Genomic DNA, 25,517 nt, shown 5'->3' on the forward strand with positions numbered 1-25,517 from the left:
ATGACCAACGCGAAATCCGTACTCGTGATCGGCGGCAGTTCCGATATCGGCCATGCCACCGCGCTGCGCTACGCGGAGCGCGGCTGGCAGGTGGCGCTCGCCGCCCGCGACACATCCACTGCTCAGCGCAATGCCGACGACATCAAGGCGCGCACGGGCAATGATGTTGTTGTGCATGCGCTCGACGTCCTCGACAGCGCGCGGCTCACTGGTTTCGTCGACGATCTGCCGGCGCTGCCGGACACCGTCGTCTCGATGATCGGCGAACTCGGCGACCAGGCGCGCGCGGAACGCGAGATCGAACACGCCGCGATGATCATGCGCACCAATTTCGAAGCGCCGGCGCTGCTGCTCGGCCTGTTCGCCAATGCCTTCGCGGCGCGCGGCTCCGGCACGATCGTCGGCGTCAGCTCGGTGGCCGGCGATCGCGGTCGCGGCTCGAACTACGTCTACGGCGCTGCCAAGGCCGGCTTCTCGCAATTCCTGTCGGGCCTGCGCAACCGCATGGCGCTCGCCGGCAAGGTGCGCGTCGTCACGGTGAAGCCCGGCTTCGTGCGCACGCGAATGACCGCGCATCTCAAGCTTCCGGCGCCGCTGACGGTGACCGCGGCGCGCGTCGCCGCCGACATCTACGCGGCCGCGGAGGAGAGCCCGCGCGACGTGATCTATGTCGGGCGCAGGTTCTGGCTGGTGATGACGATCATCAAGCTGATTCCGGAGGCGGTGTTCAAGCGGCTGAAGCTTTAGTCTTCGCGGCCGAAGGCGACTCCTGTCCGTCCGCCTCATGTCTGCCGCGGCGCATGGGTCCCGGCTAAAGGCCGGGACGACATCGTGGGCGGGGCGCGAGGCTCGTCCTCCATACTCCGCCGTCGTCCCGGCGAACGCCGGCGCGCATACCGCGGACACTATCGAGGAACGTTGCTGTGAGTTGGGCTATTCGCTGAGCGCACAATTTGAGAGCTAGGGCGACGTCATCCCCCTTTCCCATGGCAATCGCAGATGACGATCGCAGTTTGTGTTTGTTTCTCTCCTCGTCGTCATGGCCGGGCCTGTCCCGGCCATCCACGTCGTCCGGCATGCTGAGAACCACGTGGATGCCCGGGACAAGCCCGGGCATGACGGAGTGACTATTCGGCAGCATCGCTCGCCGGCTCAGATCCATAGCCTCCTATGCGATGTCCCTGCCGCTCCTCCCTTCTGAACAGCACATACAACGCCGGCAGCACCAGCAAGGTCAGGACCGTCGACGAGATGATGCCGCCGATGACGACGGTGGCGAGCGGCCGTTGCACCTCGGCGCCGGCGCCGGTGGCGAGGGCCATCGGCACGAAGCCGAGCGAGGCGACGAGCGCCGTCATCAGCACCGGGCGCAGCCGCGCCAGCGCGCCCTCCTCTACGGCCGCGAGCACGCTGCGGCCCTCCTGGCGCAATCGTTCGATGAAGGCGATGATGACGAGGCCGTTGAGCACGGCTACGCCGGATAGCGCGATGAAACCGACGCCTGCGGAGATCGACAAGGGCAGCCCGCGCAGCAGCAGTGCGGCGATGCCGCCCGTGAGCGCCAGCGGCGCGCCGGAGAACACCAGGGCGGCATCGGCCAGCGAGCCCATGCTCATGAACAGCAGCAGCAGCACCAGTGCGAGTGCGATCGGCACCACGATTGTGAGCCGCTTGGTCGCGGACACCAGTTGCTCGAACTGCCCGCCCCAGCCGATCCAGTAGCCCGGCGGCAGCTTCACCTTCTCGGCAACGGCTGCCTGCGCCTCGGTCACGAACGAGCCGAGATCGCGCGCGCGAACGTTGGCCGACACGACGATGCGCCGCTTGCCGTTCTCGCGGCTGACCTGGTTCGGGCCCGGCGCCGATGCCACGTTTGCCACCGAGGACAGCGGCACATAGCGCGGCTGGGCCGCGGCGCTGAAGGCGGTGCGCAGCGGCGCGGCCCCCGCGTCCTCGCCTGCGGGCAAGGGAATCGGGATGGCTCTGATGGCATCGAGATTGCCGCGCAGGCGTTCCGGCAGGCGAACGACGATGTCGAAGCGGCGGTCACCCTCGAACAATTGCCCGGTGGCCTTGCCGCCGATGGCGATCTCGACCACGTTCTGCACCTCGGCGACGCTGAGACCATAGCGCGACAGCGCCTGGCGATCGATCTTGACGGTCAGGATCGGCAGCCCCGCGACCTGTTCGGTCTTGACGTCGGTCGCGCCTTTGATGCCGCGGATGACGGCCTCCACCTGGCGCGCCGCGCCCTGCAGGATGTCGAGATCGTCGCCGAAAATCTTGATGCCGACGTCGCTGCGGACGCCGGAGATCAGCTCGTTGAAACGCAACTGGATCGGTTGCGAGATCTCGTAGTTGCTGCCGGGGATCTCGTCCGCGGCGGCTTCGATCTCGGCCACCAATGTCGCCTTGTCCTTGGCCGGATCGGGCCACTCCGCGCGCGGCTTCAGCATGATGTAGCCGTCGCCCTGCGACGGCGCCATCGGATCGGTGGCGACCTCCGCGGTGCCGATGCGGGTGAAGACGTCCTTCACCTCTGGGATTCGCTTCAGCCTCGCATCGAGCGCCTTCTGCAGATCGACCGACAGCGTGAGACTGGTGCCGGGAATCCGCAGCGCCGCCAGCGCCACGTCGCCCTCGTCGAGGCTCGGAATGAACTCGCCGCCCATGCGTGTCGCCGCGACGCCGCTGGCCGCGACGATCACCACGGCTGCGATGGCGACGGCGGCGCGATGGACGATGACGGCGCGCAGCAGCGGCGCATACACGCGCCGGGCGCCGCGCATCACGAAATTCTCCTGCTCCGACACCTTGCCGGTGACGAAGATGGCGACCGCCGCCGGCACGAAAGTGACGGAGAACAGCACGGCAGCGCCGAGCGCCATCAGCACCGTCAGCGCCATCGGCGTGAACATCTTGCCTTCGACGCCCGTCAGCGTGAGCACGGGCAGATAGACGACCGCAATGATCAGCGTGCCGAACAGACTCGGGCCGATCACCTCGCGGGCGCCGCTGACGATGGTCTGCAGCCGCTCGGAGGTCGTGAGCAGGCCGCCCTTGCGGTGCTGCGCCTGGGCGAGCAACCGCAGACAGTTCTCGACGATGATGACGGCGCCGTCGACGATGATGCCGAAATCGATCGCGCCCAGGCTCATCAGATTGGCGCTGACCTTGCTCTCCACCATGCCGGTGATGGTCATCGCCATCGACAGCGGGATGATGCAGGCGGTGACCAGCGCGGCGCGGATGTTGCCGAGCAGCAGGAACAGCACGACGACGACGAGTGCGGCACCTTCGAGCAGGTTTGTCTCGACGGTCCGGATCGTCGCCTCGACGAGATGAGTGCGATCATAGAGCGTGCGCGTGATCACGCCCTCGGGCAGCGACCTCGCGATCTCATCGAGCCGTGCGGCGACGCGGCGCGCGACGCTACGGCTGTTCTCGCCGATCAGCAGCATCGCGGTGCCGAGGATGGTCTCCTCGCCGTTGAGCGTCGCCGCGCCCGTGCGCAGGTCGCGGCCCTCCATCACCTCGGCAACGTCGCCGATGCGCACCGGCGTGCCGCCGCGGGCGCCGATCACGATGTCCTTCAGCTCGGCGGCGCTGCCGACCTGGCCGGGCGCGCGGACCAGATACTGCTCGCCGTTGCGCTCGATATAGCCGGCGCCGACATTGGCGTTGTTCGATGCCAGCGCGGCGATGACGTCGCGAAAACTGATCTTGTAGGCCATGAGACGGCCGGGATCCGGCAGCACGTGGAACTGGCGCTCGAAGCCGCCGATGGTGTTGACCTCGATGACACCGGCCACGCCGCGCAGCTGCGGGCGGATGATCCAGTCCTGGATGGTGCGCAGATCGGTCGGCGAGTAGTCGGCGCCTTCAGCATTCTTGGCGCCGGGTTTGGCCTCGATCGCATACATGAAGATCTCGCCGAGCCCGGTCGACAGCGGCCCCATCGCCACCTCGACGCCGGGCGGCAGCTGGTCCTTGACCTGCTGGATGCGCTCATTGACGAGCTGGCGGGCGAAGTAGATGTCGGTGCCGTCCTGGAACACGACGGTGACCTGGCTCAGCCCGTAGCGCGACAGCGAGCGGGTGTAGTCGAGCTTCGGCAGGCCGCCCATCGCGGTCTCGACCGGGAAGGTGATGCGCTGCTCGGTCTCGAGCGGCGAATAGCCCGGCGCCTTGGTGTTGATCTGCACCTGGACGTTGGTGATATCGGGCACGGCGTCGATCGGCAGCCGGGTGAAATTCCAGGCGCCGAAGCCGGCCGCGCCGAGTGATACGAGCAGCACCAGCCAGCGCTGGCGCACGGCAAAGGCGAGGATGGTGTCAATCATGCTCGGCCTCCCCCTTGCCCATCTCGGCCTTCACGACGAAGCTGTTCTCGGCGACGTAGTGCTCGCCTGGGGAGAGTCCGTCGCGGATCTCGACATGGGTGGGATCGGATTCGCCAAGCGCGACGGGCCGCGCCTCGATCTTGTCACCCTCCTCACGGACGAACACGACGGTCTTGTTCTCCAAGGTCTGGATCGCGCTGGCGCGCACCGCGACCGCGACGCTGCGCTTGGCGAGCACCAGCCGTGCGGTGACGAACAGGCCGGGGCGCAAGCGACCATCGGCATTCGGCAGCACGACGCGCGCCAGCGCGGTCTGGGTCTCGCTGGCACCGACGGGGGCGATGTAGGAGATGTTGCCCTTGATGGTGCCGCGGCCGTCATCGGGATCGATCAGCACCTCGTCGTCGAGGCGGACGCGCCGCAGATCCTGGCGATAGATCGAGAGGTCCACCCAGATGGTCGAGAGGTCCGCGACCACGAAGGCCGGCTTCTGCTCGGAGGCGTATTCGCCGAGCGAGATCTGGCGATCGATGATGGTGCCTCCGATCGGCGCCTTCAAGTCATAGGCGGTCAGGCTCTGGTTGCTTTCGATCACGGCGAGAAGTTCGTCCTTGGCCACGGTGTCGCCGATGCGCTTCCTGATAGCGCGGACGATGCCGGGGAAGCGCGGCGTCACCTGCACCAGCGCTTCCTGGTTGGCGCGCAGCACGCCGTTGAATGCGAGCGTGTCGGAGAGCGTCGCCGGTCCGGCTTCGGCCAGCGTCACGCCGGCGGCGGCGAGCTTGACGTCGCTGATGCGGATGCGGTCGGCGCCGTGCTCGTCCTGCTCGACATGGTCCTTGGGCTTCTCCGCGTGATCGGCATGGCCGACCGTCGCCTCGGTGTGCGGCGATGCGTGGCCCAAGAAGCGCGCAGCGCCGGCGCCGCTGGCGGCGGCGAGGATCGCGATCAATATGGCGGTGGACGTCTTCATCGCGCAGACTCCCGGACCAGAGTGAAGGGGCGGCCGACCAGGCCCTCGATGGTCGCCACCGCGACGTGGATGTTCTGCAGCGCCTCCTGCTCGCGCAGCCGCGCCTGGGCGACGCTGCCTTGCGCGTCCAGCACCTCGAGCAGCGAGAAGCGCCCGGCGCTGTAACCCTGCGCGATCTCGTCCGCAGCCTCCTGCGCCTTCGGAATTGCGATCTCGCGCAGCACGGCGAGCTCGCGCAGCGAGCCCTGCAGCGAGTCATAGGCGCGGCCGGCGATCACCAGCAGCGCATTGCGGTTGGCCTTGCGCTCGGCCTCAGTCTTGGCGAGGCTTTCCTGCGCGGAGAGGATGTTGCCCTGGTTCTGGTCGAACACCGGGATCGGCACGCTGACGCTGAGCCTGACCGCATCGTCCTGGGTGTCGTTGAAGTGGCGCCAGCCGGCGCCGACGCGGACGTCTGGATAGGGCTTGAGCCGGGCGAGCAGCAGCTCGGCATTGCGCTGCGCGTAGACGGCCGTCCATCGCGTCAGCTGCGGATTGGCATCGATCGCGGCGACGACGGTCTGGAATGCAGGCGGCTGGCCGGTCGTCTCGAAGCGGCCGGTGACGGTGGGGAGCTTGGCCAGACTGTCGCCGATCAGCACCGCGAGTTCGCGGCGCGCGCTCGCCAATGTCGCCTTGACGCGCTCGCGGTCGGCGCGGACCAGCGCGGAGGCTACCTCGGCGCGGCCGGTCTCCGCCGGTGACGACGCGCCGGCCTCGACCCGACGGCGCAGCAGCGGCGTGAGGCGGTCGAGCGCCGCGACCTGGTCGTCGAGGATCTGGATGCGGCGCTGCGTGGCGAGCACGGTGACGAAGGCGATCGCCGTCTCCGACAGCACTTCGAGCCGCACCGCCTGACGCTGGATCTCGGCGACGCGCACACCCGCCTGGCCTGCGGCGATGCGCGCATCGCGCTTGCCGAACCATTCGAAGGCCTGGCTGATCTGCAAGGTCGTCTCGGCCGAGCGCGTGCCGCGATATGGGCCCGAGCCAAGCGAATTGTCCTGCTCGTAGGACAGTTCGGGATTGATCAACGTACCCGCCTGCAGCCGCTGGCCGGAGGCGATGCCGATGTCGCGATCCGCAGCAGAAAGGCGTGGATTGGCAGCGAGCGCGCGCGACAGCGCCTCGCGCAAGGTCAGCGTCTGCGCGGCTGTCGCCTGCGCTGAGACGGCGAGCAGGGTCGCGGCGCAGAGCGCGCGCGCAACCATCCCGGGAAATGGCATCAAAGCAACCTGTCTGGACGAGCAAGGATGGACGGCGTCAGCCGTCCGGCACGCGGCGTCAGATCAGGTGTCTTGGCGGCGGAGAATCGCGCTCGGAGAGGACGCCTGCGCGAAGCAGCGGACTGGCCCAGTCGGTGGCCGCGACGATATCGGCCGGAAGGGCCGCGAGTTGGAGCTGCGGCATGGCGACAGAGAAGCAGCCATGGCAATGGTGATCGGCGATCCCGCGCTGATCGGCATGACCGGCCTTGTCAAGCAGCGATGCGATCTCCGGCTTGCCGGCGGAAGAATGCGCGACGTCGATGTCGCAGGCGCCATGCAGCGCGCCCGCCAGGAGATAGGCCAGCAGCACGCACAGCGATGCGATCCGGCGCAAGAAGCGCGGGCGCGTCGTGACATATCGCGGGCCGACCAATTGCAAAAATCATCCCCTGTATCGGGCGCGGATAGCACGCAGCCGGGATGTTGTCGATCAGCAACAATGTAACAAACGGAACCGCATCGCTGTCGCGCTAGGCGATCGCCGGCGCGAGGATCACGCAGGCGAGCAGCATCAACGCGGCGGCGCTGCAGCGATAGCCGACCGCAGCCGGCAAGAGACCTCCCAGGCCGCGGCGGAGCGTCGCGCCGAGCAGGATCCAGCCTGCCCCGATCATCATCGTCGAGAGGCCGAGCGCAACGATGAAGGGCAGCAGGGTTGCGGCATCGCCCTGCGCCGGCAGCAGCGTGAAGGCGAAAATGATCGTCTTGGGATTGAACAGCGTGGTGATGAAGACGCGACCGGCTGTGACCGGCGGGGCATGGCGGGCGGCCACGCCGCCATGGCGCCAGAGCGCCGCGGCGAGGTGCAGCAGATAGAGCACGACCACGACGCGCAGGGCATCGCCCACGAGCGGATGGAGGGCGAGAACGGGACCGAGCAGGCCGCGCAGGACCAGGATCGCGAGCAGATAGCCGGCGATCTCCGCCAGCAGCAGGTGAACGGAGCCGCGCGCGCCGCGGCTCGCGCCTGACGTGGCGAGCAGAGTATTGGTCGGGCCGGGTGTCGCAAGCAGCGCAGCAGCGGCGAGAGCGAAGGTCAGCAATTCCATGCGCCGACTGACCACGCGGGCCACGTCCCCGCCTTGACCAGGGTCAATCCTGCCCAGCTCGGTGTTCAGGGCGCGAGGATCTCGAGGCTCACATCCGGCGGCAGCGTCGGCGCGAAGGCCGCCAGCGCCCGGTTCACCTCGGCCGCGTCAGCCGCGGGCGCGCGGTAGAACGAGACGTCGCCGACGGCCACGGTGACGAACGGGCTGTGCAGCACCGCGACTTTCGTCCAGCTCGCCGGCACGCCCCTGGTGAACCAGCGATCATAAATCATGACCAGGCCGACGCCGCGTTCGGCCGCAAGCGCGGCCATCTCGTCGGGACCATAACGGCCGGCGAGCTTGGCCTTGCGCACCGGCTCGGAGCCGAGCCCCCAGAGGTCGAGCACGTAGTTCGGATTGCGGTAGGCGACGAGGCCGAGATCGTTGACGGCGACGGGATGAGGATAGAACTCGTGGACGAAGCGGCCCATCTGATATTGCTGCTGTGAGATGTTGCGCGAGGCCATCGGCGACACCCAGGCGGCGGACGCATAGGGCCAGGACGCGTAGCCCAATAGCAACAGGAGCGGCACCTTCAGCGCATGCGCGACACGAGCGTCGAGCTGCGGTTTCAGCTGCGCGATCAGCCAAAGCCAGGTCACGGCACCGAGCGCAATGACATAAACCTCGTAGCGATGAAACCAGTCATACTGCCCGAACGCGACGTGGCCGCCGATGGCGGCAAGCACCGCGCCGGCCACGACCAGCGCGCGCCGGTCGGAGCGCAGCCACCACGCGGTGACCGCCACGGCCATGGCAAGCAGCAGCAGCCGCTGGCCGTAGGGATTGATCAGGCTGAGGATCAGATTGTCGACGATGGCGCCCAGCGCGCTGGTGTGCTCATAGGCCGCCTCGGCGATGCGCGCTTTCAAGAGCACCGAGCTCGGCAGCAGCGGCAGGCCGAGCGCGTGCATCCGCGCGCCGTAAGCGAGCAGCGCCACCGCGATCAGACCTGCGGCGAGCGCTGCGGCCCGGCGCTGCCGCAGCAGCACGAGGCCGGCGAGCGCCGCGCACGCTAGGGCCGCGCCCTCGAACCGGATCAGCGGAAGCAGCACCAGCGCGGCGATCTGCAGCCGGGACGGTGAACGTCCGCGCGCGGCCTCGACGAGCCCGGCGAACGTCGTCACCGTCGCCCAGACATGCAGGCTGTGCTCCAGTCCGGTCATCGGCAGTGCCACCGCGCTGACGATGAAGATCATCAGCAGCGCGATCGCGTTCGTGAACCAGGCGCGCTCGCCGTCGAACAGGCCGGAGCTCTCCAGCAGGCGGACGATCGTGACGAGGGTGGCGGCGGCTGCGGCGGCGCCGATCAGCAGCGGTCCCCAGGGGCCGAGATGCAGCGCCTCGGTGAGCGCGATCAGATAGGGCCAGATGATGGACGAACTCGGCGAGGAGACCTCGCCGGCATTGACGCCGTAGCCGCCGGCCAGGATCTGGTCGGCGACCGCAAGATGGATGTAGCCGTCGTCCAGCGTGAACACGAGCCGGCCGCCGGCAAGATAGAGGCTGACGATGAGCTCGGCGGCGAACAGCACGCCCCAGACCGACAACGCCACGACCGTGCGATGCGACAAGGCCGGCCACGGGCGTGAGCCCGATCCGGTGCGCGCGTCCGCCGTTGCGAAGGTATCGATGGTCATGAAGAATCCGAAGCTCGTCGTCGCATGCCTCATTAGCTGCGAAAGCTTAAGTCCCGCTTTCCGGCACTGCGCGTCCGTACATCATTCGTTAATTCCTCGACGCGCCAGCGGTAGGCGATGCCGCATGAGCATCCCGTATTGGCGGCATGCAGTGCGTTTGATTGACTTGGGACCCCCGCCCACTAAGGTTCGCGCCGCCGGGAACAATCAACTGCGACGGATCAGGCCCTTGAGGGCCGATGATCGCGGCGCGAAGGATCGGATCAGAATGACTTTGGCGATGAGCTGGGACGAGTGGACCCGGCATGATGGCGTGGCGCTGGCGGAGCGTGTGCGGAAGGGCGAGCTGACGCCGGCCGAACTGGCGAAGCAGGCCGCGGAAGGCATCGCCAAGGTCGATCCGGCGCTGTCGGGCGTGGTCGAGGTGTTCGCCGACGCGGTCGACGATCCGATCAAGGCCGGCGCCAATGCTGACGGTCCGTTCGCGGGCCTGCCGTTCCTGATGAAGGATCTCGGGCCGACCATGGCCGGCCGGCTGCAGGAGCAGGGCTCGCTGTTCATGCGCGGCAACCGCCCGACCGCCGACACGCATCTCACCGCGAAGATGCGCAAGGCCGGCCTCAATCTGATGGGCCGCACCACGACGCCGGAATTCGGCGTCTGCAGTTCGGCAGAAAACCCCGCCGTCTACGTCACCCGCAATCCCTGGAATACCGACTACACGACATGCGGCTCCTCAGCCGGCAGCGCGGCGATGGTTGCCGCCGGCGTGGTACCGATCGCGCATGCCACCGATGGCGGCGGCTCGATCCGTATTCCCGCTGGCGTCAACGGCAATATCGGTCTGAAGGTCTCGCGCGGCGTGTTCTCGATCGCGCCGCATCTGTCGGATCTCACCGGCCTCGTCTCGATCCAGGGCTGCCAGTCGCGCAGCGTGCGCGACACCGCCGCCTTCGTCGATCATTGCCGCGGCGGCGCGCCGGGCGAGTTCATGCCGTATTGGACGACGCCGGAGCCGTACACCGAGCTGATCAAGCGCGATCCCGGCAAGCTCAAGATCGCGCTGTCGCACCAATGGGGCGACTACCGCGCCACGCCGCACATCGCGGCCGAGCTCGAGCGCGTCGGCAAGTTTCTCGAAGGCCTTGGCCATCACGTCGCCTATGCGCTGCCGGATGTCGACTATCGCGCGGCGTTCGCGGCGCAGACCACCTGCTACATCTCGAACTTCGCGATCGTCATCAACAACCTACTGGCATCGCGCAAGCTCGACCGGCCGCCGGCCGATCTGATCGAGCCGATCAACATCCGGATCTGGGAAGCGGGCAAGGGCACCAGCTTCGCCGAGCGCGCCGCGATGCAGGCGGTGTTCAACACCACCTCGCGCGCTTTCGGCGCGTTCTTCGAGGACTGGGACATCATCCTGACCCCGATCACGGCGCTGCCGACGCCGAAGATCGGCACCACCGAATATCTCACCATCAGCGACAATCCGTCCGTGCTCGACTGGTTCGAGAATCTCTGGCGCAACTTCGCCTTCACGCCGCTCGCCAATCTCTGCGGCATTCCGGCGATTTCGCTGCCGCTCGCGACCAATGAGCACGGCCTGCCGCTCGGCATCCAGGCGATCGGCAAGCAGGCCGATGACGGCCTGCTGCTGCAACTGGCGGCCCAGATCGAACGCGCGATCGGCGGCCAGTGGAACGCCGGCGCGACGCCGGCGGTGCACGTCACCAAGGGGTGATGGCGCGCCCCCATGTTTCCGGCCCGGCGATGATCCGACATCGCCGGTGAAGCGTTGGTGACGGTGGACGGTGCTGGGCTCGAGACTCGGCGCCGCGCGTTACCGGCGAGGATGGACGTGACCGATCAGCTGATCGCGACCGCGACACGTAACGGCGCTGCAGGGACCGAGGCGCGCCGGCACACGGTCCGGCTGGACTCGTTTCCGCACGGCGGCGTCGCCGCGGTATTCGGCGCGAGCGGCGGCATCGGCGGAGCCCTCAGCGCGGCCCTGACCGAGAGCGGTCATTTCAACAGCGTGCTCGGCTTCAGCCGGGCCGGCGATCCCCGTTTCGACCTGACCGACGAGGCGAGCGTCGCACGCGCAGCCGAAACGCTCGCGGCCGCCGGCGAACTCCGGCTCGTGATCATTGCGACGGGCATGCTGCACGACGGCGACGTGCTGCCGGAGAAGAGCTGGCGCGAGCTCGATGCCCAGCGCCTCGCCCGCGCCTTCGCCATCAATGCCATCGGTCCGGCGCTGCTGATGAAGCATCTGCTGCCTTGCCTGCCGCGCAGCGGCAAGGCGACGCTCGCGGCGCTGTCGGCGCGGGTCGGCTCGATCGGCGACAACCGGCTCGGTGGCTGGTACGGCTATCGCGCGTCCAAGGCGGCGCTGAACCAGCTGGTGCATTGCGCGTCCATTGAGCTGGCGCGCCGCGCGCCCGAGGCCGTCTGCATCGCGCTGCATCCCGGCACCGTGGCGACGCGGCTCTCGGCGCCGTTCGCCCCGGCCGCCGGCCTCGCCCCGGCCGAGGCCGCGCGGCATCTGCTCGGCGTGATCGACCGGCTCGCGGCAAAGGACTCAGGCAGCTTCCACGATTGGCGCGGCATGCCGGTGCCGTGGTGATGCGTAATGCCTAAGATGCGGCGCAAGGCCGACCTTCCGACCAAGATCTGCGCCTGCTGCGGCCGCCCCTTCGCGTGGCGGCGCAAATGGACTCGCGACTGGGACGAGGTGAAGTACTGCTCGGATCGCTGCCGGTCGGATCGTGGTCGAGTGGCTGCCGCTGCATCGACCGCGACCAGGGGACGCTCGCATGCTGTCTGACATTCCGGCACCAATGCGAAGCCTCGGCCTGGCCGGACTGATCCCGTTCGTCGGCCTCGCCATCATCGTCATCACCGGCGATGAGACGATCCGCGCTTCGGCCCTGCGCGCGCAGATCGGCTACGGCGCGGTCATCGTGAGCTTCCTGGGCGCGCTGCATTGGGGCGCAGCCGTGCAGACGCCGGCGCTGGCGAGCTGGCCGCGCATGGCCTGGGGCGTGACGCCGTCATTGCTCGGCTGGGTCGCACTGCTGCTGCCGCCACTGCCGGCCCTGGTGCTGCTCACGGCTTCGCTGTTGGCAGCGCTGGTATTCGATGAGTTCAGCTTCAGCGCTGATGCGTCGCAGGCCTGGCTGCTGAAGCTGCGGCGGGTGTTGACGGCTGGCGCGACGTTATCGCTGCTCGCCTCGCTCATCACCATCCTGGTCAAGACGGCGCGCTGACAGCCGCCGTCCTGGACAATGCGGCGTTTCCCCTGGCAAGCTCGCGTAACTTTCGCGAGGCGCCATGAACATCCTGCTGCTCAATCCCAACATCCGCTCCGACATCACCGACCTGATGCTGCAGGTCGGCCGCGACGCTGCGGCTCCCGGCACAAATCTGATCCCGTGCACGGCGCCGCGCGGCGTGCCGTACATCGCCACCCGCGCCGAGGCGCAGATCGGCGGCGCGGTGGCGCTGGAGATGCTGGCGGAGCGCAACGGCACGTTCGATGCCGCGATCATCGCCGCGTTCGGCGATCCCGGCCTGTTCGCGGCGCGCGAGCTGTTCGACGTGCCGGTGATCGGCCTTGCTGAAGCGGCGATGCTGACGGCGTGCATGGCGGGACGGCGCTTCGCGATCGTCACCTTCGCGCAGGCGCTCGGGCCCTGGTACGAGGAGTGCGTGCGCATGCACGGGCTGATGGAGCGCTGCGCCGGCATCCGCATGCTCGATGGCAGCTTCAAGCAGATCTCCGACGTGCAGCATGAGAAGGAGGAACTGCTGGTCGAGCTGGCGCTACGCGCGGTCGAGGAGAACGACGCCGACGTGCTGATCTTCGCCGGCGCGCCGCTGTCGGGGCTTGCGGCCCGCGTTGCGCATCGCATTCCCGTGCCGGTGGTCGATCAGGTGATCGCGGCGGTGAAGCAGGCCGAGGCACTGCTGGCGCTGAAAATGCGCAAAGCGACAGCCGGGACGTTCCGGCGTCCGGCGGCCAAGCCGACGACGGGATTACCGGAGGCGCTGGCTGCCCGGCTGGAGCATAGCGATTTGTAGTTCGGCGAACGACGAGGTGCCCCGTCTCTCTCCACACCGTCATTCCGGGGCGCGCGTCAGCGCGAGCCCGGAATCCATAACCACGACTGTCTTTGGCGATACCCACGAGCATCTCGCTCTCCAACAACTGCCTGTGGGTATGGATTTCGGGCTCGCCCTTCGGGCGCCCCGGAATGACGTGGAGAGAGGCGGGCATGAGCTGACTGCGTGCACTTAGATCGAGCGTCGCACCTCGCCACACACTTCCATACCGCCCACCCGCTCGCTTGTACACAAATGGCCCTCGCTGCCTCAAAAGGCGGCACGCTTCTTGCTTTTTCAACTCAGTTGAGCAGGAAGCCCAATGGCCAGCGTATCGGAAGCCAAGTCGCTCGTTCTCGATCGGATCACGCACCGCTTCGCCAGCGGAACGATGGCCGTCTCCGACATCAATCTCGATGTGAAGGGCGGCGAGATTATCGCGCTGCTCGGCCCGTCCGGCTGCGGCAAGACCACGCTGCTGCGCATCATCGCCGGCTTCATCGGCCAGAGCGAAGGGCGCGTGATCATCGGCAATGACGTGGTCGATGCGCTGCCGCCGAACCGACGCGCTGTCGGCATCGTGTTCCAGAACTACGCGCTGTTCCCGCATCTCTCGATCTCCGAGAATGTCGGCTACGGCCTCGCTGCGCGCGGCGTCGACAAGGCGACGCGCATCAAGGAAGCGCAGCGGCTGCTCGACATGGTGCAGCTTGGGCCGTTCGGCGAACGGCTGCCGCGGCAATTGTCCGGCGGCCAGCAGCAGCGCGTCGCGCTGGCGCGCGCGCTCGCGATCAAGCCGTCGATCCTGCTGCTCGACGAGCCGTTCGCCGCGCTCGACAAGAATCTGCGGCTGGACATGCAGATCGAGGTCAAGCGGCTGCAGCGCATGGCCGGAACCACGACCTTGATCGTGACGCACGACCAGGAGGAGGCGCTGTCGATGGCCGATCGTGTCGCCGTCCTCAGCCATGGTCATCTGGAGCAGTTCGGCACGCCCAGCGAGATTTACGACCAGCCGCAGACGCTGTTCGTGAATACCTTTGTCGGCACCGCGAACAAGATGAGGGGCACCGTGATCGCGACCGACGCGGGCAATGTCAAGGTCGCCCTGGAGGCGGGCGGCGAGATCATCGCGCGTGCGCCAAATCCGGTTCGTGCCTCAGACAAGGTCATCGTGTGCCTGCGGCCCGAGCATCTCGCCTTCGTCAGCGACGACTCCGGCTTTGCCGGCGAGATCGGCATGGCGCTGCCGCTCGGCGCCACCGTGGTTCACGAGATCAAGGCCAAGGACGGATCGAGCATCAAGATCTCGCAGGCCCGCACCGGCGACACCCCGCTGCGCGAAGCAGGCACGCCAGTGCGCGTCGCGCCGCTCGCGCCGGGGCTCGCGACCGTGTTCCCGCAATAGACAACCAACATATCGGAGTGAAACATGATGCTTGATCGCCGCCGGCTCCTCACCAGCGCCTTGACGCTGGGGGCCATGCACGCCTTTCCGGGCCTCAGCCTCGCGCAGGCGCGGCCGCTGGTGTTTGCGACCTTTACCGGCAGCTGGGAGGAGGCGCACAAGGCGGTGCTGGTGCCCGCCTTCCGCAAGGCCAATGGCGATGCGCCCATCGTGCTCGACCCGATGCTGTCGGTCGACCAGATCGCCAAGGTCAATGCCGCGAAAGCCAATCCGCCGATCGACGTCATGCTGCACGATCCCGGTCCGGCGCTGGTCGCGATCGGTCAGGATCTCGTCGAGCCCTACCCGGCCGACAAGAGCGCCTATTTCAAGGACCTGATTCCGGAAGCGCAGGACGCGATGGGTCCGGCGCCATTCTTCCAGGTCGTCGGCCTCACCTACAATCCGGAGACCGTGAAGACGCCGCCGACGTCATGGGCCGATCTCTGGAAGCCGGAGTTCAAGGGCAAGGTCGGCATCACCAATCTCAACTCCACGCTCGGCACCGGCTGGCTGGTCGAGATCGCGCGCATGCGCGGCGGCTCGGAAGCCAATGTCGATGAGGGCTTCAAGGCGCTGGAAGAACTCAAGCCGAACCTCGCCGCCGTCGCCGCCAACCCCGGCGCGCTGGCAACCCTGTTCCAGCAGGGCCAGATCGACATCTCGCCCGGGAATTTCAATGCCATCCAGATCCTGAAAGCGCGCGGCGTGCCGGTCGAGTTCGTGGCGCCGAAGGAAGGCGCCATCGCCTTCAAGACCACGATCCATATCGTCAAGAACTCGCCGAACAAGGAGCTCGCCTTCAAGCTGATCGAGGCGGCGCTGTCGCCGGAGGTGCAGACGACCCTGATGAACCCGCCCTACCTGATCGTGCCGACCAACACCAAGGTCGCGATGTCCGGCGAGATCGCCAAGGTGCTGGCCAAGGACACCGCGGAACTGAAGAAGAAGTTCGTGTTCCAGGACTGGAAGAAGATCAACGAGCAGCGCGCGTCCTGGATCGAGAAGTTCAACCGCGACATCAAGATCTGACGCGATGAAGAGCGCCACGACCGCACCTGGAGACGTGACCAGCTTCAGCTTGGGGCTCGCACTGCCCTTAGGCCTGGTGTTCGCAGTCTTCTTCGTGGCTCCGCTGGCGCAGCTGCTCTATCTCTCGCTCCACAACGACACCGCGGCGACGGTGTGGGGGCTCGGCCAGTACATCAAGTTCCTGACCGACCCCTTCAGCCTCGCCGTGCTCGGCTCGACGCTTCTCCTCGGCGCCGAAGTGACGCTCGCCTGCCTCGTGCTCGGCTACCCCATCGCCTGGCTGTACCAGCGTTCGGGCAGCCGGGTGCAGACCCTGATCATCATGATCGTGCTGCTGCCGCTGCTGACCAGCGTCGTGGTCCGCACCTTCGCCTGGATCGTGATCCTGGGCCGGCAGGGCATCATCAACTCCGTGCTGCAGTCGCTCGGCCTGATCGGCACGCCGCTGCGCATGATCTACACGCAAGGCGGACTGGTGGCGGCCCTGGCGCAGGTGCAGATGCCGCTGATGGTGCTGCCCTTGATCACCGCGATCAGCCGCATCGATCCCAACCTCTCCGATGCCTCGGCGTCGCTCGGTGCCGGCAGCTGGCGCACCTTCGTCAAGGTGATGCTGCCGCTGTCGATGCCCGGCATCATCGCCGGCTGCACTCTCACTTACGCCGCGGCGATCACCGCCTTCATCACCCAGTCGCTGGTCGGCGGCGGGCAGATGCTGTTCATGCCGATGTATCTGTATCAGCAGGCCTCGACGTTGCAGAACTGGCCGTTCGCAGCCGCGATCTCAATCATCTTCCTGTTCGCCGTGCTCGCCATCGTCGCGCTGTTCTCGACGCTCGGGCCGCGCGCCCGCGGCTATGGAGACGCGCGATGAGCGGGCGGCAGCGCAATTGGGAGGCGCTCAGCTTCCAGATCGTGATGACGGTGATCGCGGTGCTCGCGCTGATCCTGATCGTGTCGCCGTCGCTGGTCGTGGTCATCGTCTCGTTCACGTCGGGCTTCTCGCTAAAATTCCCGCCGCCGGGCTATTCGACGCGCTGGTACGTCGAACTATGGAACGCCTGGCAGCTGCAATTCGCGGCACGCAACAGCGTCGTCGTCGCGCTGTGGTCGACGGGCCTCTCGATCGTGCTCGGTGTCGCCGCGGCGCTGGCGATCTCGCGCTCGAAAACATTGACGGCGAAGCTCCTGGACTCGCTGTTCATGTCGCCGCTGGTGCTGCCCGCGCTCGCCTTCGGTCTCGCCGCGCTGATGTTCTTCTCGCTGATCGGCCTGCCGGTGTCGTTGCTCACGCTCGTCATCGGCCACACCATCGTCTGCGTGCCCTATGTCGTGCGCAACACCGTGGCGGCATTGGCGCAGCTCGAGCCGACCTTGCTGGAAAGCTCGGCGATCCTCGGCGCCTCCCGGCTTTATACCTTCCGCCGCATCGTGCTGCCGCTGATCCGCCCGGGCATCATCTCCGGCGCGTTCATCGCCTTCATGTCGTCGTTCGACAATGTGCCGGTGTCGCTGTTCCTGCGCGACGCCGCCACCGACATGCTGCCCATCCGGATGTGGCAGGACCTCGAAGGCAAGCTCGACGTCACCATCGCCGCGCTGTCGAGCGTGCTGATCATCGCGACCGTGGCGCTGATGGCGATCATGGAGCGGACGACGGGGCTGTCAAAGCGGCTGACGGGCTAAGGCTGTTTGGCTCTCGTCAGTGCCGGCTAGTGCCCGTCTCCATAGCGCCGTCATGGCCGGGCTTGTCCCGGCCATCCACGTCGATCGGCGACTGCGGACAGGCGTGGATGCCCGGGACAAGCCCGGGCATGACGAGCATCTCCTTGGTAGCGACCTCGTTCAATCAGGGTAGGACGGAGGGAGGCATATCGCCCTCAAGCCCCGCGGAAGATCGAATATCCCCACGGCGTGAATTTCAGCGGCAGATGAAAGTGCTCCTCGACCTTGTCGATGGCGAAGCGAAACGGCACTGTGGTGAGGAATTTGGTTTGCGCGTTTGCCCCGAAGAACTCGCCGATATGGAACAGCACCTCATACTCGCCGGCGATGACGCCGTCGCCCTTGACGACCGGCGCCTGCAAGGTGCCGTCGGCGCCGAGCGCTCCGTCGGCGAGCAGCGTGCGGTCCGGCGCCACGCGCCAGATCGCGACGCGCAAGCCGAGCGCCGGGCGCCCGTTCGCCACATCGACTGCATGAACCGAGATACCGCCGGCCATATCGTGCTCCGCCATCAGGTTGTCGCCGCATGATAGACGCGAAACCCGAGGCGGCGCCAGCGCCGCCGCTGTGGCCTGCCCTCGTCGCGATGACCGCGCTGCAGGCGCTGGTGTCGCTGGCGCTGTTCGCGCCGGGCACGGTCGCGCCGCGCGCCGGACTCAGCATCGAGGAATTGTCGCTGTTCTCGACCGCGGCGTTCGCGATCAGCCTGGTGTCCTCGTTCTGGGGCGGCACCCTGGTGCAGAAGATCGGCTCGCTGCGCGTCGCGGCGCTGTGCGCGGTCGCCGTCTGCGTCGGAATGTCGATGGCGACACTCGGCCAAGGCTGGGCCTTGCTCGGCGCCGGCCTCGTGCTCGGATTAGCCGCCGGGCCGGAAACGCCGGCGAGTGCGGCCCTGCTCGGACGCCTCGTGCCGCCGGAGCAGCGCGCGATGGTGTTCTCGATCCGGCAGACCGGCAGCCAGATCGGCGCGGTCGTCGGCTCGCTGCTGCTGCCGCCGCTCGCGGTTGGGCTGGCGCCGAGTTCCGCCTATGCCGCGGTGATCATCTGCGCCGTGATCGGCTTCATCAGTTTCGAGCGGCTGCGGCCGGCCTACGCGGTCAAGCTGCCGCCGATGCCGTATCTCGGCCTGCGGCAGCGGCTGCAACTCGTCAGTTCCGACCGGCGCATGGCCGCGCTCGCGGTCGCCTCGATCCCATTCAGCGGCATGCAGGTGATCCTCAACACCTGTTACATCTCCTTCGGCACCTCGGAGCTCGCACTCTCTCATGTCGAGGCCGGCTGGCTGCTGGCCTCGGCGCAAGGCGCGGGCCTGATCGGACGGCTCGGATGGGGCGCGGTCGCGACGCGGCTGCGCTCGGCGCGCGCCGTGCTGGTGATGGCGGGCGCGGGCATGGCGGTGTGCGCGCTGCTGCTCGGCCTGTGGGGACCGTTGCTGAGCGGATCGATCCTGGTGCTGCTCACCTTCGTGTTCGGACTGACGGCCAGCGGTTGGAATGGCGTTTTCATCGCCGAGATCGCCAATCTCGCAAAGCCCGGGCGCGTGGCGGAGGCCACCGGCGCGGTGCTCACCACGTCGTTTCTTGGCCTCGTCGCGGCGCCGCTGCTGGTGGCGGTGCTGACGCCGCGCATCGGCCTCGGCGGCAGCTTCGTCGTTCTGGGACTGACCGCGGCCGCGGGCGCCACCGTGCTGCTGATGGAGCGATCCCATGCGCGCAACTGAGATCGCAAGCGCCGTGACGGCGCGGCGGACGACGGCGATGGAGATGGCCGAGCAGGCGCTGGCGCGTATCGCCGCCAGTGACCTCAACGCTGTCGTGACGACTGATCCGCGGCGAACGCGCGCGGACGCCGAAGCTGTCGACCGCCGAGTTACATCCGGCGAGACGTTGCCGCTCGCCGGCGTGCCGGTCGTGGTCAAGGACAACATCTGGGCCGCGGGCTGGCGCATCACGCAGGGCTCACGACTGTTCGCTGACTTCGTTGCGCCCGAGGATGCGATCGCGATCGCGCGGCTGCGACGTGCCGGGGCCGTGATCGTCGGGATCGGCGCGACATCGGAATTCGCCTGCAAGGGCGTGACGACATCGCTGCTATACGGACCAACCCGTCATCCGCTCGATCCACGCCTCACGCCCGGCGGCTCCTCGGGCGGACCGGCAGCCGCGGTCGCAGCGGGCCTGGTGCCGCTCGCGATCGGCACCGATGCCGGGGGCTCGAGCCGGAGACCACCGGCGCATGTCGGCGTGGTCGGCTTCAAGCCGTCTTATGGCGCAATCCCGTATGGACCGGGATTTGCCGAGCCGTTCTGGCGCATCTCGGTGATCGCACCGATCGCGGCCGATGTCGCCGATGCGAGGCTCGCGTTCGAAGTCATGGCGGGGGCCGATCCACGCGACCCGGACTCCTTTGATTTGCGATCGACTGCAGCAGGGACACCGTTGCGGCTGGCGTTCTCACCACGCCTTGGGCTCGACGTCGCTGTCGACGACGAGGTGAGCGCCGGCTTGCAGCAGGCGGTCGATCGGCTCCGCGCCAGCGGCTTGGCGATCGTGGACAAGGATCCGATCTGGCCGGCGGACCTCGCGGAGGACGCGGTGATGCCGTTGCAGCACGCCGGGCTGGCTGCGCTCTATGGCGAGGCGTTCCGCAGCGATCCCGCGCAGTTCGATCCCGATATCGCCAAGCAGATCGAGCGCGGCCTTGGCTTGAGCGGCTCCGATGTTGGCCGCGCGCTGGAGGCGAGCACGCGGATCGCGCGCGCTTTCGCGGCGTTCTTCACGGAAATCGACGTGCTGCTCGCGCCGACCGTGCCGTGCGTCGCGTGGCCGTTCACGCAGCTCGGCCCGTCAGAGATCGGCGGCAAGCCCGCGACTCCGCGTGCGCATGCGGTGTTCACGCCGTTCGCCAACCATGCGGGCGTGCCGGCGATCTCGATTCCTTGCGGCAGAAACTCGCAGGGACTGCCGTTCGGTCTGCAACTGATCACAGCGCGGGGGCACGATCGGCTGCTGCTTGATGTGGCTGCGAATGCAGAGTGCGTGTTAGCTGGTCTGATTTAGGTACTCTATTGCGACTCGCGCGGTGCCTACCTCGCCCCGCCAGGGCGAAGCGAAGCTTCGCTAAGGCGGGGAGAGGTCGGATTGCATCGAAAGATGCAATCCGGGTGAGGGGGACTCTCGGCGGGGTCGGTGGGTGTGGCTGCCCCTCACCCCAACCCTCTCCCCGTGAAGGACGGGGAGAGGGAGCGCGCTGCCCGTGACGAAAGTGCCTGGGTCCAACTCACAGGTGGTTAGATTGTCCACCCTCACCCCTGCTCGAACTTCTTCGCTAGCCTGGCCCGCGTAATGTGGCCGATCTGGTCGATGGCGTTGACGATCTCGGAGTCCATATCGTTGCCGATGCGGCGCTCCATCTCGGCGATGACCGAGGCGCGATCGGCGTGCAGGGCGAGTGCGACGATCAGCGGCATGCTGAATTTGTCGCGGTAGCGACGGTTGATGTCGGCGACGCGCTCGAATTCCGCGCGCGACAGCGATGTGAAGCCGAGCCGGCCCTGCTCGCCGATGGAGTCACTCGTCATCTCGCCAGCGAGCGCCTCGCGGCCGGCAAGTTCTGGATGCGCCCGGATCAGCTTCAGCTTCTCGTCGCGGCTCATGCCGCGGACCACGTTCATGAGCGTCGTATGCAGCGCATCCGCGGAGTCGTCGAACGCCGAGAGGCCAGCGCGATAGGCGCGGTCGGCCACTTCAGGCGAATGCTCGAAGATGTCGCCATAGCGCTCGACGAACAGCACGCGCGACATCTGCGACGGCCTCCACGCGCCCGTGGGCGGATGCGTCTTGATCCAGTGCCGGGCGATGTCGAGGCGGGTCGCGACCCAGACTTTCTCGTGGCTCATGATGTAGTCGAGAAACCGCGCCAGCGCCGCGGCGCGGCCGGGACGGCCGACGAGACGGCAATGCAGCCCGACCGACATCATGCGCGGCGCCTCAGCGCCTTCGGCATAGAGCGTGTCGAAACTGTCCTTGAGATAAGCGAAGAACTGGTCGCCGGCGTTGAACCCCTGCGGCGTCGCGAAGCGCATGTCGTTGGCGTCGAGCGTATAGGGCACGATCAGCTGCGGGCCATGCGGACCCTGAATCCAGTATGGCAGTTCGTCGGCATAGGAGTCGGCGCTGTAGACGAACCCTTGCTCGTCGAGGACGATGTCGAGCGTGTGCTCCGAGGTCCGCCCCTGGTAGAAGCCCAGCGGCCGCTCGCCGGTGAGTTCGGTGTGCAGGCGGATCGCCTGCTCGATATGGGCGCGCTCCTCGGCTTCTGAAAAGTCACGATAGTCGATCCATTTCAGGCCGTGCGAGGCGATCTCCCAGCCGGCCTCCTTCATCGCCGCAACGGCCTCCGGATTGCGCGCCATCGCGGTGGCGATCGCGAACACCGTCACCGGCAGCTTGCGCGCGGTGAACATCCGCCACAGCCGCCAGAAGCCGGCGCGCGAGCCGAACTCGTAGATCGACTCCATGTTCATGTGGCGCTGGCCCGGCCACGGTGCCGCGCCGACGATCTCGGACAGGAATGCTTCCGAGGCGGCGTCGCCGTGCAGGATGTTGTTCTCGCCGCCCTCCTCGTAGTTGATCACGAACTGCACGGCGATGCGGGCATCGCCCGGCCAGCGCGGATGCGGCGGCGTGCGGCCATAGCCGACCATGTCGCGCGGATATTCGGCACTCATTCGTTTCAGCTCCCGCGATAGGTCTGGTAGCTCCAGGGCGTCGCGAGCAGCGGCACATGGTAGTGCGCGGCGGCGTCTGCGACCGTGAAGCGGAGCGGGATCAGGTCGAGGAACGGCGGCTCGCCGGACGCAAGGCCATGGGCCTTGAAATAGTCGCCCATGTGAAACGTCAACAGATAGGTGCCGGCGCCGAACTCGTCACCGGCCAGCACCGGTTCATCGGTACGCCCGTCGGCATTGGTGCGGACCTGCTTGATCCGGCGCCATGCGCCACCGGGCCCGAGGACATCGAGATCGATCGCGACATCGGCGGCGGGCTTGCCCCTCACCGTGTCCAGGATATGCGTGCTGAGACGGCCCATCCGTGCTCCCCTGCTGCTGTGGCCCAAGCCTAGCAGCGGCCGGTTAAAGCTTCGAGGCGTTTTGCCGGTCACCATCAGCCCAATGCGTGGTCACGCCTCGCTCCGGCCGAAGCGCTCGACGAGGAAGTCGATGAACAGCCGCACCTTGACGGAGAGATGCCGCGTTGGCGGATAGATCGCATAGAGCGCCAATGGCGGCGCCGTATAGTCGGACAGGATCGCGGTCAGCGCGCCGCTGGCCAGCGCCTCCGCGGCGATGAAATGCGGGATCAGCGCAATCCCCTGCCCTTTCACCGCGACGTCGCGCAATACCTCGGCATTGTTAACGCACAGGCTCCAGGCCGGCTGGATCCAGTGATCGCCGTCGCGGCCGGTGAGCTTCCATTGGTTGCCGGTCAGCAGGAAGCCATAGGTCAGCGAATGATGCCGGCGCAGATCCTCGGGACTCTCGGGCGTGCCGTGCCGAGCGAGATAGGCGGGCGCGGCGCAGATCACCCGGTCCACCGGCATGATCCGCCGCGCCACCAGGCTCGACGATTCCAGCTCGGCAATGCGCAACGTGACGTCGAAGCCGTCCTGAACGGGATCGAGCAGGTCGTCGCTCAGCACGATCTGCAGCTGCAGTTCGGGATAGCGGACCATGAAATCGGCCACGACGGGCCCAAGCCGCATCGTGCCGAACGACATCGGCGCATTGACGCGCAACAGCCCGCGCGGCGCCGCCTGCAACTGGCTCACGGCCTGATCGGCGGCGTCGAGTTCGGCCAGAATGGAAACCGCACGTTCAAAATACCTCTGACCAGTCTCGGTCGGGCTGGCATGGCGCGTGGTGCGGACGATCAGCTGCACGCCAAGGCTCTGCTCGAGCTCGCCGATATATTTCGAGATCGCCGAGCGCGACAGCCGCAACTGCCGGCCGGCCTCGGCGAAGCTGCCGCTTTCGACCACCTTCACGAACGCCCTGAGGCTGCCGAGCTTGTCCATCGTCTCCAGGCCAGGATTGTCGCCAAATCGTAGACAGAGACGTCACAAGAGCACGGATTGTCTCCAAATCAAAGCCGACCAATATTGCGTCCAAGAATTCAACGGCCCTGACGGGGCCCATCAATAGGAGACCCACATGCCCGGACTGCACCACGTGACCGCGATCGCCGGCGACCCGATCCGGAATTACGGCTTCTACACCCGTGATCTCGGCCTGCGCTTCGTCAAGAAGACGGTCAATTTCGACGATCCCGGCACCTACCATTTCTATTATGGCGACGAGACCGGCCGCCCCGGCACCATCCTGACGTTCTTTCCCTGGGCCGGTGTGCGACCGGGCCGCCGCGGCGTCGGCGAGACGCACCAGACCGCGTTCCGGGTTCCGCAGCGCTCGCTCGGATACTGGACGCAGCGCCTGACCGAAAAGGGCATCGCCTATGAGGCGCTGGAGAAGCGCTTCGGCGAATCCGTGCTGCCGTTCACCGATCCCGACGGCATGGCCCTGGCGCTGGTCGGCGTCCCCGGCGCCGAGAACGAGCCCGGCTACAGCAATGGCGACATCCCGGCCGAGCATGCCATCCGCGGCTTCCATGGCGTCACCCTGCTGCTCGATTCCGCCGAGAAGACCGCGGCCGTGCTCACCGACGTGTTCGGCTTCGCGGAAGCCGGTCGCGAAGGCTCGGTGATCCGCTTCAAGGCACCGGGCGATGCGCAAGGCAGCGTGGTCGACATCTACGAGGCCAAGGGCTTCCTCCGCGGCGCGCAAGGCGCCGGATCGGTGCACCACATCGCCTTCCGCGCGGCCGATGATGCCGAGCAGGGCGTGATGGCGCAGAAGCTCGTCGACCGCCACGGCCTGCATCCGACCGAGCAGAAGGACCGCAACTACTTCCGCTCGATCTACTTCCGCGAACCCGGCGGCGTGCTGTTCGAGATCGCGACCGACATCCCGGGCTTCGCGGTCGACGAGCCGGTCGCCGAGCTCGGACGAAACCTGAAGCTGCCCGCCTTCCTCGAGACGCACCGCAAGCAGATCGAGGGCGTGCTGCCCAACCTCGAAGAGGCCGCGTCATGACCCAGGCATTGTCCTTCACTCACCGATTCCAGCCCGGAAGCAATGCAGGAGCAGCACCATTGCTGCTCCTGCACGGCACCGGCGGCGACGAGAACGATCTCTTAGCCCTCGGCGCCACCCTCTCGCCCGGCGCGGCGCTGCTGTCGCCGCGCGGGCAGGTGCTCGAGCACGGCATGCCGCGCTTCTTCCGCCGCCTGGCGGAAGGCGTGTTCGATGAGGACGACGTCCGCCGGCGCGCGCTGGAACTCGGCGCGTTCATCGGCGAAGCCCGTGAGCATTACGGCATCGGCGCGCCACTCGCCATCGGCTACTCCAACGGCGCGAACATTGCCGCCGCGCTGCTTCTGCTGCAGCCGGAGGCGCTGGCCGGCGCCGTGCTGTTCCGCGCGATGGTGCCGCTGGCGCAGCCGCCGGCGGCAAAGCTCGCCCGCACGCCGGTGCTGATTCTGTCGGGAAAGACCGATCCGATCGTGCCGGCCAGCAACTCGGCCAAGCTCTGCACTCAGTTGATCGAAGCCGGTGCCGACGTGACCCATACGATCCTGCCGGCGGGGCATCAGCTCTCGCAGGCGGACGTCGTGCTGGCGCGAGACTGGATCGCGGGACTGCCGCAGGCAAAGGCGGCATGACGCTCATCCGCGCTTGCGGCCCGCGTGCATCCTGATCGAGAATGCCGTCATCAGCATCGGACCGCACCCGCGG

Annotated in this window: 24 protein-coding genes; 14 read left to right on the forward strand and 10 right to left on the reverse strand. The window is 67.3% G+C overall.

Annotated features, from left to right (window positions below):
• Positions 1 to 747: an SDR family oxidoreductase gene (locus tag ACQR1L_RS31140; RefSeq protein ID WP_434861739.1), complete on the forward strand. Its 747-nt coding sequence runs from the start codon at positions 1 to 3 to the stop codon at positions 745 to 747.
• Between the two features lie 380 nt (positions 748 to 1,127).
• Here the strand turns inward: ACQR1L_RS31140 and ACQR1L_RS31145 are convergent, their stop codons facing one another.
• The 6 genes from ACQR1L_RS31145 to ACQR1L_RS31170 all read right to left on the reverse strand — a co-directional run bounded on the left by ACQR1L_RS31145 (position 1,128) and on the right by ACQR1L_RS31170 (position 9,351).
• Complete coding sequence (locus tag ACQR1L_RS31145) at positions 1,128 to 4,343, reverse strand: efflux RND transporter permease subunit (protein WP_434861740.1); 3,216 nt, start codon at positions 4,341 to 4,343, stop codon at positions 1,128 to 1,130.
• Positions 4,336 to 5,316, reverse strand: coding sequence for a divalent metal ion exporter adaptor subunit IhpB (ihpB, locus tag ACQR1L_RS31150; protein ID WP_434861741.1), 981 nt, complete (start codon positions 5,314 to 5,316; stop codon positions 4,336 to 4,338). The genes ACQR1L_RS31145 and ihpB overlap by 8 nt, the downstream gene beginning before the upstream one ends.
• Positions 5,313 to 6,581: a divalent metal ion exporter subunit IhpA gene (gene ihpA / locus ACQR1L_RS31155; RefSeq protein WP_434861742.1), complete on the reverse strand. Its 1,269-nt coding sequence runs from the start codon at positions 6,579 to 6,581 to the stop codon at positions 5,313 to 5,315. Before ihpA ends, ihpB begins: the two co-directional genes overlap by 4 nt.
• A gap of 58 nt (positions 6,582 to 6,639) precedes the next feature.
• Positions 6,640 to 6,933 (reverse strand): hypothetical protein, encoded by a 294-nt coding sequence (locus ACQR1L_RS31160; protein WP_434861743.1) that lies wholly within the window; start codon positions 6,931 to 6,933, stop codon positions 6,640 to 6,642.
• 160 nt (positions 6,934 to 7,093) lie between these two features.
• Entirely contained in the window at positions 7,094 to 7,672 is a 579-nt protein-coding gene (locus tag ACQR1L_RS31165) for a LysE family transporter (RefSeq protein ID WP_434861744.1), read from the reverse strand.
• 65 nt (positions 7,673 to 7,737) lie between these two features.
• Positions 7,738 to 9,351 carry a hypothetical protein gene (locus tag ACQR1L_RS31170; RefSeq protein WP_434861745.1) on the reverse strand — a complete coding sequence of 538 codons (1,614 nt, stop codon included), beginning with the start codon at positions 9,349 to 9,351 and terminating at the stop codon, positions 7,738 to 7,740.
• A gap of 268 nt (positions 9,352 to 9,619) precedes the next feature.
• On the opposite strand from ACQR1L_RS31170, the gene ACQR1L_RS31175 reads away from it, so the two are divergent.
• The 9 genes from ACQR1L_RS31175 to ACQR1L_RS31215 all read left to right on the forward strand — a co-directional run bounded on the left by ACQR1L_RS31175 (position 9,620) and on the right by ACQR1L_RS31215 (position 17,626).
• Positions 9,620 to 11,095 carry an amidase gene (locus tag ACQR1L_RS31175; protein ID WP_434861746.1) on the forward strand — a complete coding sequence of 492 codons (1,476 nt, stop codon included), beginning with the start codon at positions 9,620 to 9,622 and terminating at the stop codon, positions 11,093 to 11,095.
• Between the two features lie 117 nt (positions 11,096 to 11,212).
• On the forward strand, positions 11,213 to 11,983 hold the full coding sequence (locus tag ACQR1L_RS31180; protein WP_434861747.1) for an SDR family NAD(P)-dependent oxidoreductase: 771 nt from the start codon (positions 11,213 to 11,215) through the stop codon (positions 11,981 to 11,983).
• A 6-nt stretch (positions 11,984 to 11,989) separates the two neighbouring features.
• The gene (locus ACQR1L_RS31185; RefSeq protein ID WP_434861748.1) at positions 11,990 to 12,184 is read left to right on the forward strand and encodes a DUF2256 domain-containing protein; all 195 of its coding nucleotides are present in this window, start codon (positions 11,990 to 11,992) and stop codon (positions 12,182 to 12,184) included.
• Positions 12,174 to 12,626 (forward strand): DUF3429 domain-containing protein, encoded by a 453-nt coding sequence (locus ACQR1L_RS31190; protein WP_434861749.1) that lies wholly within the window; start codon positions 12,174 to 12,176, stop codon positions 12,624 to 12,626. The genes ACQR1L_RS31185 and ACQR1L_RS31190 overlap by 11 nt, the downstream gene beginning before the upstream one ends.
• 64 nt (positions 12,627 to 12,690) lie before the next feature.
• Positions 12,691 to 13,440, forward strand: coding sequence for an aspartate/glutamate racemase family protein (locus ACQR1L_RS31195; protein WP_434861750.1), 750 nt, complete (start codon positions 12,691 to 12,693; stop codon positions 13,438 to 13,440).
• Positions 13,441 to 13,783: 343 nt separating this feature from the next.
• Positions 13,784 to 14,869, forward strand: coding sequence for an ABC transporter ATP-binding protein (locus ACQR1L_RS31200; protein ID WP_434861751.1), 1,086 nt, complete (start codon positions 13,784 to 13,786; stop codon positions 14,867 to 14,869).
• A gap of 24 nt (positions 14,870 to 14,893) precedes the next feature.
• Positions 14,894 to 15,940 (forward strand): ABC transporter substrate-binding protein, encoded by a 1,047-nt coding sequence (locus ACQR1L_RS31205; protein ID WP_434861752.1) that lies wholly within the window; start codon positions 14,894 to 14,896, stop codon positions 15,938 to 15,940.
• 4 nt (positions 15,941 to 15,944) lie between these two features.
• Positions 15,945 to 16,814 (forward strand): ABC transporter permease, encoded by an 870-nt coding sequence (locus ACQR1L_RS31210; protein ID WP_434861753.1) that lies wholly within the window; start codon positions 15,945 to 15,947, stop codon positions 16,812 to 16,814.
• Entirely contained in the window at positions 16,811 to 17,626 is an 816-nt protein-coding gene (locus ACQR1L_RS31215) for an ABC transporter permease (protein WP_434861754.1), read from the forward strand. Before ACQR1L_RS31210 ends, ACQR1L_RS31215 begins: the two co-directional genes overlap by 4 nt.
• Before the next feature lie 194 nt (positions 17,627 to 17,820).
• Here the strand turns inward: ACQR1L_RS31215 and ACQR1L_RS31220 are convergent, their stop codons facing one another.
• The gene (locus ACQR1L_RS31220) at positions 17,821 to 18,162 is read right to left on the reverse strand and encodes a hydroxyisourate hydrolase (protein WP_434861818.1); all 342 of its coding nucleotides are present in this window, start codon (positions 18,160 to 18,162) and stop codon (positions 17,821 to 17,823) included.
• 29 nt (positions 18,163 to 18,191) lie between these two features.
• Between ACQR1L_RS31220 and ACQR1L_RS31225 the strand changes: the two genes are divergently transcribed.
• Both ACQR1L_RS31225 and ACQR1L_RS31230 read left to right on the forward strand, forming a co-directional pair.
• Positions 18,192 to 19,385: an MFS transporter gene (locus ACQR1L_RS31225; protein WP_434861755.1), complete on the forward strand. Its 1,194-nt coding sequence runs from the start codon at positions 18,192 to 18,194 to the stop codon at positions 19,383 to 19,385.
• Entirely contained in the window at positions 19,372 to 20,724 is a 1,353-nt protein-coding gene (locus tag ACQR1L_RS31230) for an amidase (RefSeq protein WP_434861756.1), read from the forward strand. The genes ACQR1L_RS31225 and ACQR1L_RS31230 overlap by 14 nt, the downstream gene beginning before the upstream one ends.
• A 245-nt stretch (positions 20,725 to 20,969) precedes the next feature.
• On the opposite strand, the gene puuE is transcribed toward ACQR1L_RS31230, so the two are convergent.
• The 3 genes from puuE to ACQR1L_RS31245 form a co-directional block, all read right to left on the reverse strand.
• Positions 20,970 to 22,394, reverse strand: coding sequence for an allantoinase PuuE (gene puuE / locus ACQR1L_RS31235; protein ID WP_434861757.1), 1,425 nt, complete (start codon positions 22,392 to 22,394; stop codon positions 20,970 to 20,972).
• A gap of 5 nt (positions 22,395 to 22,399) precedes the next feature.
• Complete coding sequence (uraH, locus tag ACQR1L_RS31240) at positions 22,400 to 22,756, reverse strand: hydroxyisourate hydrolase (protein ID WP_434861758.1); 357 nt, start codon at positions 22,754 to 22,756, stop codon at positions 22,400 to 22,402.
• Positions 22,757 to 22,846: 90 nt separating this feature from the next.
• Entirely contained in the window at positions 22,847 to 23,740 is an 894-nt protein-coding gene (locus ACQR1L_RS31245) for a LysR family transcriptional regulator (RefSeq protein WP_434861759.1), read from the reverse strand.
• Between the two features lie 136 nt (positions 23,741 to 23,876).
• Here ACQR1L_RS31245 and ACQR1L_RS31250 point away from each other — a divergent pair, with 136 nt between their 5' ends.
• Positions 23,877 to 24,815 (forward strand): ring-cleaving dioxygenase, encoded by a 939-nt coding sequence (locus tag ACQR1L_RS31250; RefSeq protein ID WP_434861760.1) that lies wholly within the window; start codon positions 23,877 to 23,879, stop codon positions 24,813 to 24,815.
• On the forward strand, positions 24,812 to 25,444 hold the full coding sequence (locus ACQR1L_RS31255; protein ID WP_434861761.1) for an alpha/beta hydrolase: 633 nt from the start codon (positions 24,812 to 24,814) through the stop codon (positions 25,442 to 25,444). The genes ACQR1L_RS31250 and ACQR1L_RS31255 overlap by 4 nt, the downstream gene beginning before the upstream one ends.
• The last annotated feature ends 73 nt before the right edge of the window (positions 25,445 to 25,517 follow it).

It is taken from the genome of Bradyrhizobium sp. HKCCYLR20261 (assembly GCF_051168435.1).
Classification (GTDB): domain Bacteria; phylum Pseudomonadota; class Alphaproteobacteria; order Rhizobiales; family Xanthobacteraceae; genus Bradyrhizobium.